Below are 12,777 nucleotides of genomic sequence, written 5' to 3' on the forward strand. Positions count from 1 at the left end.
ATCAGACAGGAGTCCGAACATGCTGCTCAAAAATGCAGTACAACTGATCTGCTATCCGGACCGGATCGGCAATAACCTGACCGACCTCCATACCGCCGTGGAAAAGCATCTGTCCGATGCCATCGGTGGCCTCCATATACTGCCGTTCTTCCCCTCAAATGCAGACGGCGGCTTCTCCCCTCTCACCCATAAAGAGGTGGATCCGGCCTTTGGCACCTGGGATGACATTGAAGCATTCACCGGCAAGTACGACCTGTGCGTAGATCTTACGGTCAATCATATTTCCGATGAGTCCCCGGAGTTCAGGGATTTTATTGCCAATGGCTTCGACTCGGAATACGCCGACCTGTTCGTGCACGTTGACAGGTTCGGCGACATTTCACCGGATGACATGGCGAAGATACACATTCGCAAGGAGAAAGAACCTTTCCGTGAAGTCACCCTCGCGGACGGCACGAAAACCCGCGTCTGGTGCACATTCACCGAGCAACAGATTGATCTTAACTACGACGGCGACCTGGCCTACAGACTGATGGAAAGCTATATCGGTTTTCTGACGTCAAAGGGGGTAAACCTGCTGCGTCTGGACGCCTTCGGCTACACCACCAAACGAATTGGCACCAGTTGTTTCCTGGTGGAACCTGAGGTCTATCGGATTCTCGACTGGATCAATGAAGTGGCGTTCAAGCACGGCGCCGAATGCCTGCCCGAAGTGCATGATCACACCAGCTACCAATACGCCATCAGCCGGCGCAACATGCACCCCTACGGTTTCGCCCTGCCCCCGCTATTGCTCTATTCTTTGCTGGATGCCAACAGCGTCTACCTGAAGAACTGGCTTCGCATGTGCCCCCGTAACATGGTCACCGTTCTGGACACCCATGACGGCATCTGCATTCCCGATGTGGAAGGCGTACTGCCGGATGACAAAATCAAGGTCCTGATCGACAACATCGATGCCCGCAGTGCCGATCCGATCATGCGTCGTTCCGCCGCTAATATTCACAGCGTTGGAGCCATCTATCAGCTCACCTGCACCTTCTATGACGCTCTCATGCAGAACGACGATGCCTACATCGCCGCCCGGGCCATCCAGTTTTTCACACCAGGTATCCCCCAGGTGTATTACGTGGGCCTGCTCGCAGGATGTAACGATCAGGAGCTGATGGAGAAGACCGGAGAGCTACGGGATATTAACCGCAATTACTACACCCTGAATGAGATGGATGAAGCCATGGAAAAACCGGTGGTCCAGCGCTTGCTCACACTTATGAAGTTCCGCACCAACTACCCCGCCTTCGATGGACATTTCGAACTTAACTACTCCAATGATTCCAGCGTTGCTATGGCCTGGCGACATGGCGAGCACTACTGCCACCTGTTTGTGGATCTTAATTTCAACACCTCAAAAATCCAGTATGTCGACGTGAAGAGTGGGGAGACTCGGGACCTCGAGTTCTGAAACATTCAATCTCAGATATCCTGGCCCGCGTCTTGATCCGAACTATGATTAGGTTTGTAACAAATAGTCTTTACTGTGGCCCATTTGTTGCTGAGGCATAAGAACGCACAGCCCAAGCACCGGAGACTGCGCATTCCAGGAGCCCCCAAGGCTCAGCGAACCATTATGGTGCAACATCAATTTCAGCACTGCACCAAAATGGATCAAACCCGCAGCCTCAGCATGATTAGCAGGTTTTCCTATGACAATGGATTGGAAATCGTACGACCCCAACGGATTTTTCGATGAGCTGGTAAGCCACGACGGTAGCATCCGTCCGCCCGCCAAACAGTTGGTCACCTACCTGGAGTCGCTTCCTCCCGAGGAAATCGAATCCCGACGCCAGATGGCAGAAGCTACGATCCAGGAAATGGGCGTCAGCTTCACGGTATACACCGACGAAGGCACCATCGACCGGGCCTGGCCTTTCGACATTGTCCCGCGCACTATTTCGGCCCGACAGTGGCGTACAACCGCGGCCGGCCTCACGCAGCGACTGAAGGCCCTGAACCTGTTTATCGATGACCTGTACCACGACCAGAAAATTCTTAAGGACGGTATCGTTCCTGAGGAAATCATCACCAAGTCGAAGAATTTCCGACCCGAATGTGTGGGTATCAACCCTCCGCTGGGGGTCTGGGCCCATATCTGTGGAACCGACCTGGTACGGGACGGCGACGGCGAGTTCTACGTTCTGGAAGATAACCTGCGGGTACCGTCAGGCGTTTCCTATATGCTTGAAAACCGCGCGATCACCAAACGCGTCCTGCCGGAGCTCTTCGAGCAGGATGATATTCTTCCGGTAAACGATTACTGCTCAAACCTGTTCGATACCCTTCAGTCACTGTCTCCACGAAAAGTACGCACCCCCGTCATCGTGGTGCTGACACCCGGCATCTTTAACTCGGCCTATTTCGAACACACTTTCCTCGCCCAGCAGATGGGGGTTGAACTGGTGGAAGGTTCTGATCTGGTCGTTGGTGACGATGATTGTGTCTACATGCGCACCATCAGCGGACTTGAACGGGTTGACGTTATTTACCGCCGCATTGACGATTTATTCCTTGACCCCGAGGTGTTTCAGAAGGATTCCGTGCTCGGTGTACCGGGACTGATGCGCGCCTGGCAGAAGGGCAAGGTAGCACTGGCCAATGCCCCCGGTGCCGGCGTCGCAGACGACAAGGTGGTGTATGCCTATGTCCCTGAGATTATTCGCTACTATCTCAACGAAGAGCCGATCCTCAAGAACGTGGAAACCTATCTGTGCGAGGATCCCGAACAACGCGCCTATGTGCTGGAAAATCTCGACAAACTGGTGGTTAAACCCGCTAACGAATCCGGCGGCTACGGCATGCTGGTTGGTCCGCATTCTACCAAGAAGGATCAGGCGCAGTTCGCGAAGCTGATCCAGGAGAACCCCCGCAACTATATTGCTCAACCGACACTGTCGCTTTCCACCGCCCCGACCCTGGTGGAACAAGGCCGGCTGGAGCCCCGCCACCTGGACCTTCGCCCCTTCATTCTCCAGGGCAAGGACACCTTCGTAACAACCGGGGGCCTTACCCGGGTTGCAATGAAGAAAGGCTCGCTTGTAGTTAACTCCTCCCAGGGCGGGGGAAGTAAAGACACCTGGATTGTCGAAGACGGTGAGGAGTAAACCATGTTATCCAAAGTTGCCGAACGTCTGTACTGGGCTGCCCGCTATATGGAGCGGGTTGAAAATACTGCCCGACTGGTGGGTGTCTATGACAAACTCCTTTTCGACCTGCCACGGGATGTAAACATCAGCTGGTACTCATTGGTCGAGCTCAACAGCGTGGCCGACCTGTTTAGCGAGCGCTATCAGATTCGTAGCGAGCACAATGTCGTAAAATTCATGCTCGCTGACGACAGCAACCCAAGTTCCATGCTGTCGTCATTGCACATGCTTCGCGAGAACATCCGCACCAGCCGCGATGTACTGCCAGTGGAAAGCTGGGAGTACATTAACGAGCTCTATCTTTACGCCGTCAACAACATCCGTCTGGGCATCAACCGCAGCAAGCGCCACGAATTCCTTGATCAAATCGTCTCCAGATGCCAGATGCTGTACGGCCTGTTTTCCAGCACCATGAGTCACGATGCCCCGTGGCAGTTCATCAAGCTCGGGCGCAACCTCGAACGGGCGGATATGACTACCCGTATTGTGGATGCTGGCGCCTCAGCCCTTCTCGCAGCAAATGGCGACGCCAACATCAACCTGCGCAAGGTGGTGTGGACCAATGTACTGCTCTCAGCCAGCGCTTACACCAGCTATCGTCGCTCGGTGAGGTTATCCGTCGCTGGCCCCTATGTTGCCTCTTACCTGTTGGAAGACGAGTACTTTCCACGCAGCGTTGCCTCCTGTCTGACTCAGCTCAGAATATCAGCAGGAAAGCTGCCCCATTGCGACAAAGTAGTGGAGTTGATCAAGAAAGTGGATCCCGGCAGTCATCCGATTGAATCGGAATCCGATCTGGGACTGGAGCTCAGGGAGTTTCTGAACGACCTTCAGATTGCGCTCAGTCATCTTGGTAATCGTATTGCCCAAACCTGGTTTCCAGCCTGAATAGCCACGAGAGGCCCGTAACGTGACCATCCGCATCGCGATCAATCATGTCACAGAGTACCGTTTTGACCGGCCAGTAAAGCTGTCGCCACATCAACTGCGACTTCGCCCAGCGCCTCATAGCAGGACTCATATCCATGGCTACAGCCTGAAAATCGAGCCTGCAGATCATTTCATCAACTGGCAGCAGGACCCATTCGGCAATTACATTGCCCGTCTGGTATTCCCGGAAAAGGCCACCTCTCTGAAAATTGAAGTGGAAGTCATCGCCGACATGACGGTGATTAACCCGTTTGACTTCTTTGTGGAAGACTACGCAGAGCATTACCCGTTCAAGTATGACAAAACCCTGGCAAAAGAGCTGGAGCCCTATCTCGAAGTCACGGAAAACAGCGATCTGCTCAAGACGTGGGTTAAATCCGTCCCCCGGGACAAGATCCGTATCATCGACTTCCTGGTAAATATCAACCAGCGTCTGCAACAGGAAATCGGTTATGGTATCCGGCTGGAACCGGGCGTACAGAGCAGTGAAGAAACCCTGACCCTCAAAAAAGGCTCGTGTCGTGACACCAGTTGGCTGATGGTCCAGATACTTCGCCATCTGGGGCTTGCTGCACGCTTTGCCTCGGGCTATCTGGTGCAATTGAAACAGGATCAGGAGGCACTGGACGGCCCGTCCGGCGCCGAGGAAGATTTCACAGATCTTCACGCCTGGTGTGAAGTGTTTATCCCAGGGGCCGGATGGGTAGGACTGGATCCTACATCCGGCCTGTTTGCCGGCGAAGGCCATATCCCCCTGGCTTGCACTCCCAGCCCGGAATCGGCGGCTCCGATGACCGGATACACCGACAAATGCGAAACCACCTTTGACTACAGCAATACTGTTACCCGCATCCACGAAGATCCCCGGGTAACCAAACCGTACAGCGAGGACCAGTGGGCCTGTATCGACGCCTTGGGCAAGATGATCGACCAGGAGCTGGACGACGGCGATGTCCGCCTGACCATGGGCGGCGAACCTACCTTTGTGTCCATTGACGACATGGACTCCGCCCAGTGGAACATCGAAGCCCTGGGTGATGACAAACTCCGCCTCGCCAAAGATCTCCTCCTGCGGCTGCGCAATCGCTTCGCGCCGACGGGACTGCTCCACTATGGCCAGGGCAAGTGGTACCCGGGCGAGGAAGTGCCCCGCTGGGCGCTCGGTTGCTTCTGGCGGACTGATGGCGAGCCCCTGTGGCACGACAGCGAACTGCTTGCCCGGGTCGATAAAGACTATGGTCACGATGTCGATGATGCCCGGCGGTTTATGGCAACCCTGTGCCGCAACCTCGGACTGCCGACCCGATACCTGATCGACGCTCACGAGGATAGCCTGCATTATCTGATGCAGGAGCAGCAGCTGCCTGCCAATGTGGACTCCAAAAAATATGACCTGAAGGATGACCTGGACCGCAAGCGATTGGCCCGGTTGCTGACAAGGGGGCTGGATACTCCGAGCGGACTGGTCCTGCCCCTGGGTTGGAACGCAGCTTCTGCCGGATGGCGCTCTACTCCATGGGAGCTTCGCACAGAGAAGCTCATCCTGATTCCCGGGGACTCCCCCCTGGGGTTCCGCCTGCCACTGAACAGCCTGCCTCAGACTGCGGAAGACGAACTGCACTTCGAAGCAGACGCCGATCCGTTTGACGACAAGGCTCCGCTGCCTGGCTATCGGCCATTTGCCGCCATGGCACCGCCAGAGCACCCCAACCCCGCTGACACACGCCAGATGATGAATACCGAGGCGGATGCGGATCTGGAAAGCCCGAAAGCAACGGTTTACACCGACGTACTCCGCACGGCCTTAAGTATCGAACCCCGGAACGGTCGTCTGCACCTGTTCCTACCGCCCATCCGCCAGCTTGAACACTATGTGGATCTGATCAACCACATCGAACACACCGCCGCGGAACTCGAATTGCCCGTTGTCATCGAGGGTTATGAACCACCGCGGGACCCGCGCCTGCAGAAACTGCTGGTCACACCCGACCCTGGCGTCATTGAAGTCAACATCCACCCTGCCGGCAGCTGGCAGGAACTGGTAGACAACACAACATCGCTATACGAAGAGGCCCGGCTGTCTCGTCTGGGCACCGAGAAGTTCATGGTCGATGGCCGTCACGGCGGCACCGGCGGCGGCAACCACGTGACCCTGGGCGCCGCCACTCCGGAAGACAGCCCGCTACTGCGCCGACCGGACCTGCTGCGTTCCCTGGTCACCTACTGGCAGCACCATCCGAGCCTGTCGTATCTGTTTTCCGGCATGTTCATTGGCCCGACCAGCCAGGCGCCACGGGTGGATGAAGGCCGCGATGAAGCACTCTATGAACTGGAGATTGCCTTCCAGCAAATGCCCGAGGGGCTGGTGGACAAACCCTGGCTGGTAGACCGCCTGATGCGCAATCTACTGGTGGACATCACCGGGAACACCCACCGCTCGGAGTTCTGTATCGATAAACTCTATTCTCCGGGCACCGCCTCCGGACGCCAGGGCATTCTGGAATTCCGGGGCTTCGAGATGCCGCCACACCCACAGATGTCCCTGGTACAGACTCTCCTTCTGCGGGCCCTGGTTGCCCGATTCTGGAAAGCCCCCTACCGGAAGCCCCTGGTACGCTGGGGCACTCAGCTCCATGATCGCTTCATGCTGCCACATTACGTATGGTCGGATCTGCGGGGCGTGGTCAAGGATCTCCAGGATCACGGGCTCCCCTTCCAGCTCGAGTGGCTGGCGCCGTTTGAGGAGTTCCGCTTCCCTCACTATGGCCGTGTCCAGGTCGATGATATGCAGATCGAACTACGGTGGGCCATTGAGCCCTGGCATGTTCTGGGTGAGGAAGTGTCAAGCTTTGGTACTGCGCGCTACGTGGATTCCTCTGTGGAGCGCCTGCAGACAAGGGTGACCGGGCTCACCGACAATCGCTACGTCCTGAGCTGCAACGGGCGACGGGTACCTCTGCGAAGTACCGGAGTCCAGGGAGAATACGTCGGCGGTGTGCGCTACCGGGCCTGGAACCCGCCTTCGGCTCTTCACCCCACCATAGGCGTGCATGCTCCACTGGTGTTCGATCTGATTGATACCTGGAACGGTCATTCCATCGGCGGTTGCACCTACCACGTAAGCCACCCCGGCGGCCGGAGCTACGACACGCAACCGGTTAACCCGTTTGAAGCGGAATCCCGGCGGGTTAACCGATTCGATCAGTTCGGCCATACACCGGGCCCCATTACGCCACCACCCTTCTACGGAGCTTTGCGGGAGTTTTTCCCCCATACCGACGGCCCGAAGCCAATGGCACCACCGGCTGAAGAGGGCAATGCGGAATACCCATGGACACTGGATCTGAGGAAACGCACTTGAACTGTCGCTGAATTTACCTATGATGCCTTCAGATTCCAGCCTGAGGTGCCGCCAACGTGGCCACTAAAAATCTGAATGCGGTGCCCGACGTCGATCCCAAAATCCAGTACCAACCCTGGGAAGGACGTTTTGACGAGGCGTGCCAGAAATCCGGTGAGATCAGACCACACTGGGAATACGTGCTCAACGCACTGACCCAGCTTGGACCGGCTGGCCTGCTCGATCGTCAGCAAAAGGCCCAGCGCATCCTGCGGGACGACGGTGCCAACTACAATCAGGTTGGTGAGAAGTCCAAGTCCCGCGAATGGCAGCTGGACCCGGTGCCGATGCTGATCGACAGCGAGGACTGGAGCCGCATCGAGTCAGGCCTCAGCGAGCGTGCTGAACTGTTCGATCTGATACTGCGGGACCTGTATGGCCCCCAGGAGCTGATCCGCAATCGCATTCTGCCACCGGAGCTGATTCTGTCGCACAGCAGCTTCCTGCGTGTCTGCCACGGGCTCAGCGTGCCCGGCGAACAGCAGCTGATCTTGCACGCAGTCGACATGGTCAGAGGGCCGGACGGCACCATCCAGGTGGTTGCCGACAGAACCCAGGCTCCCAGTGGCGCAGGCTATGCACTGGAAAACAGGCTGGTGATGTCCCGCATTCTGCCCAGCCTCATCCGTGACAGCCAGGCCCACAGGCTTGCTCTTTTCTTCCAGGCGCTGCGCCGAAAACTCAACAACCTATCGCCCAATGGCGGCACACCACGGGTGGTCATTCTGACCCCCGGTGCCTACAGCGAAACCTACTTTGAACACACCTACCTGGCGAACTATCTCGGCTACTCACTGGTTCAGGGTGGCGACCTCACGGTCCGCGATGGCTATGTATGGCTGAAATCCCTGGACGGACTGCATCGGGTTGATGTCATTCTCCGCCGTGTTGACGATACCTGGTGTGACCCGGTGGAATTGCGCGGCGATTCGCATCTCGGTGTGCCAGGGTTGCTGGAAGTTGTCAGGGCGGGCAACGTAGCCGTCGCCAACCCGCTTGGTTCAGGGGTTCTGGAAAATCCTGCTCTGCACAAGTATATGCCGCAGGTAAGCCACTTCTTTCTTGGCCGGGAGTTATCGCTACCCAGCGTCCATACCTGGTGGCTCGGTGATCCTGACGACCGCAAATATGTGTTTGCCAATCTCGACAACCTGATCATCAAGAGCACTCACCGTCGCGCCGGAGAGCACAGTATTTATACCGGTGACCTTAACGACGAACAACGCAGCCAGGTTCGGGCGAAGCTCGCCCGCAACCCTGAGCGCTGGGCCGCCCAGATAGCTAATCTCCCCTCAACTGCCCCGGCCTGGAACAGAAACAAGAGTAATCTGCAGCCACGCCCGACGGTGATACGCGGCTTTGCTGTCGCTGACGACAGCTCTTACACGGTCATGTCCGGAGGGCTTACCCGGGTAGCCAGTTCCAGCAAGCAGACTGTGGTCAGCAACCAGTTAGGAGCATCCAGCAAGGACACCTGGGTTCTCGCTTCGGAACCCCAGCGGTACACCACACTTCGGGACCAGCAGACCACATCTCTGACTGGCGAGCTGAGCAGCGACCTGCCCAGCAGGGTCGTCGAGAACCTGTTCTGGATGGGCCGGTATTCGGAACGAGCAGAGTCCTCAACCCGCCTTCTGCGAACCACATTTATGCAGTTGAGTGCCGTGAACTCGCTGCCAGAAGGTGTTCGCCGACAGTTGCTCTGGAGCGTCACCGCCGTTACCGGAAGTTATCCCGGATTCAACAGCGAGAACAAGGAAACGGTTGCCGATCCGGAACCTGAACTGCTCGCGATTATCCTGGACAGCAAGCGGTTTGGCAGTGTCAGCTCCAACCTTCATGCCATGCTCAACTGCACTGAAGAAGCCCGGGAAATGCTGTCTGGGGACACTCACAGGGTGCTCAGCGACCTGCGTGACACACTCGACGACCTGCCCCAACAATTGCGTCCTGGCAGCCTGTCGGCCCCTGAGGAAGCCCTGGATCCGTTGATTACCAGCTTGCTCGCGCTGTCCGGCCTGACCCAGGAAAGTATGATCCGCGGCTTCGGATGGCGATTCCTTGAAATGGGACGGCGCCTGGAAAGAACCCTGCAAAGCATTCTTCTGCTCAGGGCACTGTTGGTGCCAGTGTTGAGTGAGGATGAAGAAGAGCAGGTTCTGGAGGCGTCATTAATGTGTGGAGAAGTGCTGGTGACATACCGTCGCCGGTACCGCAGCCAGCCCGAATTACGCAATACACTGATACTGCTGCTGCTCGACCGCACAAACCCACGCTCTCTGCAGTATCAGCTCGACCAGCTCACCCAGCACCTCAGCGAACTCCAGGACGCAGGCGATTCTACTTCTTCGTCCATATTGAGCGAAGAACGCCGCCGTCTTCTTGAAGCCCGGACCCTGCTCAGGCTATGTCGTCCTGAACAATTGGCAGAGCTCGACAAAGACGGTCAGCGAAGCGCCCTGGACCAACTGCTGGGAAAACTGTTCACACTGATGAACGACACGGCAACACTGATTGCAGGCCACTATTTTGAGCACAAGAGCAATCCGCAACAGCTGGTCAATACGCGCTGGAGTGACTACGAATGATCTATCGTATCCGCCACATCACACGCTATGAGTACCAGAAGCCGGTCAGCCAGTGTTTTAACAAGGCACACCTGCTCCCTCGCAGCACCAATACTCAGCGCTGTCTGGAGCGTAAGGTCTCCATTTCGCCGAACGCCGACTGGCAACGGGAACACAAAGACTATTTCGGAAACAACTACTGCTACTTCATGTTGCAGGAGCCACATCGCTCGCTTGAAATCGACATTACCAGCCGCATCGACGTAAAACCAAGCCAGCCAGAAGGCAGCCTTGATCTTGGCTGCAGTGTTGCGGAAGCAACCGCACGCATGGTGGAAGCAGCTGACGAAGCGACTCTCATGGCACGGGAGTTCCTGCTGGATTCAGCGATGATTCGAGCCAACGACGATTTGCGGGACTATGCCAAAGCGAGTTTCAAACCGGACCGGTCCCTGCTGGCATCCGTCCGCGAGATTACCCAGCGAATCTTTGAGGACTTCACGTATGATCCGGAGTTTTCCACCATCGCCACGCCGCTTGATGAGGTTCTAAAGCACCGCCGTGGAGTCTGTCAGGACTTTGCGCATCTGGCCATTGGGTGCCTGAGATCTTTGGGTTTCCCTGCCCGGTACGTCAGTGGATACCTGGAAACCCTCCCACCTCCGGGACAGGAAAAGCTGGTAGGCGCTGACGCATCCCACGCCTGGTTCGCCGTGTATTCACCAGGAGACGGCTGGTTCGAGTTTGACCCCACCAACAACAACATGCCGAGTGGCCAGCATATTGTCACTGCATGGGGCCGCGACTACGAAGATGTAGCTCCTCTCAGGGGCGTCATTTTTGATGGCGGAGGGAAACAGACCCTCGATGTTTCAGTGGACGTTGCTCGGGTCTGATCCGGTTCCGAAGAGCTTCAGCCGTCGAGCAGGGTAATCCAGACCCCCACCTTCAGGGCCGTGCCCGGAGGCCCGACAAACGATCCCTCTACCGGTGGTACCGATTCCGGGCTCCGGGCTACGGCCACCGGGATATGGGTAGTACTGGTAATCTCTCCACTGGTGGGATCAAAACCTTTCCAGCCCGCACCGGGAATATAAACTTCGGCCCAGGCGTGGGTTGTACCAAAAAACTCCGGTCCGGGTGGCACGAACAGATAGCCACTCACAAAACGTGCGGCGAAACCAAAGTGACGGACCATCGCAATAAACAGATTGGCAAAGTCACGGCAGGAACCCGAGCCCAGTGAGAGCGTATCCTCCGGCGACTGTACCCCGGGTTCTTCCCGTATCTTGTATTCAAAACCGGTTTCGATGGCATCGCACAAGCGGCTCAGCAGACTGAATGACTGGATCATCTCCTGCCCATCCCAGATGCGCTCTGACCATTGTTTCAAAGCATCAGATGACTCGCCCGCCCCCAGATAGGGATTGAGTATCAGCAGATCTTCATCCCGGTAGCTGAACGGGAAATCCACTGCATAATCTTCCACCAGGAAATCGAGAGGCTCCTGATCGAAGTGCTCCAACTCAACCTCACTGACGATTTCCAGCTCCTCGCAGGTCTTATCAAAATCCACCACAGCCACCGAATTATTCTCAACGTCCCGATACCAGTGAACACTTCGCGCAGATGGACTCATCGTCAATGTTGCCGACAGGATACGCACGTCATGATCCACTCGCGGACGAACCCGCAACTTGTGGGGCTCCAAGGTGGCTTCGCCACTGAACCCGTACCAGGTGCTGTGTCTGATCCTGTATCGTTTCATTGCCTTTCCCTTAGCAAGACCATGACAAATAGTCGGTGGCGTCTCAACAAATCACAACTGCGCCCCGGACAGCCGGGCAACACTAACATCCATTTGAAGCAGGTCGACCGGATCTCCGAACTGGGTATAGATAGCAACATCCGCAGCATCCCGTCCGTAGGCGACAGCTATTCTCCCCCCTCGAAGATTGTCCTGGGTAGGATCGAACGTGTACCACCTTCCGCCAACATATGCTTCAAACCAGGCATGCAGGTCCATTGGCTGGAGATTCTCCAGATAACCCACCACCATCCGTGCTGGAATAGAAAGCGCACGACAACACGCAATCCCCAGATGAGCCATGTCTCGACAGACAGCCTGGGGCATCATATTGACTTCACAAGCACTGACGATCTGCTGCCCGGCACCAGGCATGTATGTCGTAGTGCCGCGAACGTAGTCTACAATGGCACTGCACTGGTCATATCCGGGAAGACAGCCTGCGACGATGGACTGCGCCAACCTGGAAAACCTGTCCGACTCGCAATACCGGCTAGGCAACAGGAACGGAAGTGTATCCTCAGGTAACTGCTGTACCTCGACAAAAGGTGCGCCAGGGGCCGCATCCGAAAACTCAGCGGTTTCAACTTCAAAGGATGTCTGAACAGAAAACTGGCCGGCGGGAGCCACCAGTCTCTGGCAGAGGTTACCAAAAGGATCTGTGAATTCTACAGTGGGAACGCTGGGAGCCAGCAGGTATTGCTCCCTACCTACCCACTGCTGCCAACCGCTGCGAGGCCGCAACATGAAGATAAAGGGCGTCGCAACTGGAATATTGAAGTTGAGCAAACAGGTTGCACTGATCCACATAAGCATCTGACTCCTTGAACGCGGTCGTCTGGTCGGACGCAACCTAACACTTGCGTGTTACAT

Annotated in this window: 8 protein-coding genes; 6 read left to right on the forward strand and 2 right to left on the reverse strand. The window is 56.5% G+C overall.

All coding sequences use genetic code 11. The features are described 5' to 3' along the window. Positions 1 to 19 precede the first annotated feature (19 nt). From gtfA to FWJ25_RS15010, 6 genes are all read left to right on the forward strand, one after another. Entirely contained in the window at positions 20 to 1,462 is a 1,443-nt protein-coding gene (gene gtfA, locus FWJ25_RS14985; protein WP_149601076.1) for a sucrose phosphorylase, read from the forward strand. A gap of 247 nt (positions 1,463 to 1,709) precedes the next feature. Beyond that, positions 1,710 to 3,158 (forward strand): circularly permuted type 2 ATP-grasp protein, encoded by a 1,449-nt coding sequence (locus FWJ25_RS14990; RefSeq protein WP_246166855.1) that lies wholly within the window; start codon positions 1,710 to 1,712, stop codon positions 3,156 to 3,158. Between the two features lie 3 nt (positions 3,159 to 3,161). Continuing rightward, positions 3,162 to 4,088 carry an alpha-E domain-containing protein gene (locus tag FWJ25_RS14995; RefSeq protein ID WP_149601078.1) on the forward strand — a complete coding sequence of 309 codons (927 nt, stop codon included), beginning with the start codon at positions 3,162 to 3,164 and terminating at the stop codon, positions 4,086 to 4,088. Between the two features lie 22 nt (positions 4,089 to 4,110). Beyond that, positions 4,111 to 7,491, forward strand: a complete 3,381-nt coding sequence (locus FWJ25_RS15000) for a transglutaminase family protein (protein ID WP_149601079.1) — start codon at positions 4,111 to 4,113, stop codon at positions 7,489 to 7,491. 56 nt (positions 7,492 to 7,547) lie between these two features. Then, positions 7,548 to 10,118, forward strand: a complete 2,571-nt coding sequence (locus tag FWJ25_RS15005) for a circularly permuted type 2 ATP-grasp protein (RefSeq protein WP_223163261.1) — start codon at positions 7,548 to 7,550, stop codon at positions 10,116 to 10,118. Further along, complete coding sequence (locus FWJ25_RS15010; protein WP_149601080.1) at positions 10,115 to 10,993, forward strand: transglutaminase family protein; 879 nt, start codon at positions 10,115 to 10,117, stop codon at positions 10,991 to 10,993. Before FWJ25_RS15005 ends, FWJ25_RS15010 begins: the two co-directional genes overlap by 4 nt. Positions 10,994 to 11,010: 17 nt before the next feature. On the opposite strand, the gene FWJ25_RS15015 is transcribed toward FWJ25_RS15010, so the two are convergent. Then, complete coding sequence (locus FWJ25_RS15015; protein ID WP_149601081.1) at positions 11,011 to 11,865, reverse strand: transglutaminase family protein; 855 nt, start codon at positions 11,863 to 11,865, stop codon at positions 11,011 to 11,013. A gap of 51 nt (positions 11,866 to 11,916) precedes the next feature. Next, positions 11,917 to 12,714, reverse strand: coding sequence for a transglutaminase domain-containing protein (locus FWJ25_RS15020; protein ID WP_149601194.1), 798 nt, complete (start codon positions 12,712 to 12,714; stop codon positions 11,917 to 11,919). Positions 12,715 to 12,777 lie beyond the last annotated feature (63 nt).

The sequence above is a fragment of the Marinobacter salinexigens genome (assembly GCF_008370345.1).
In the GTDB taxonomy this organism is placed as follows: domain Bacteria; phylum Pseudomonadota; class Gammaproteobacteria; order Pseudomonadales; family Oleiphilaceae; genus Marinobacter; species Marinobacter salinexigens.

Coding starts and splice junctions, on each gene's coding strand:
- gtfA (WP_149601076.1), top strand. CDS start 20: ATGCTGCTCAAAAATGCAGTACAACTGATCTGCTATCCGGACCGGATC.
- FWJ25_RS14990 (WP_246166855.1), top strand. CDS start 1,710: ATGGATTGGAAATCGTACGACCCCAACGGATTTTTCGATGAGCTGGTA.
- FWJ25_RS14995 (WP_149601078.1), top strand. CDS start 3,162: ATGTTATCCAAAGTTGCCGAACGTCTGTACTGGGCTGCCCGCTATATG.
- FWJ25_RS15010 (WP_149601080.1), top strand. CDS start 10,115: ATGATCTATCGTATCCGCCACATCACACGCTATGAGTACCAGAAGCCG.
- FWJ25_RS15015 (WP_149601081.1), bottom strand. CDS start 11,865: ATGAAACGATACAGGATCAGACACAGCACCTGGTACGGGTTCAGTGGC.
- FWJ25_RS15020 (WP_149601194.1), bottom strand. CDS start 12,714: ATGTGGATCAGTGCAACCTGTTTGCTCAACTTCAATATTCCAGTTGCG.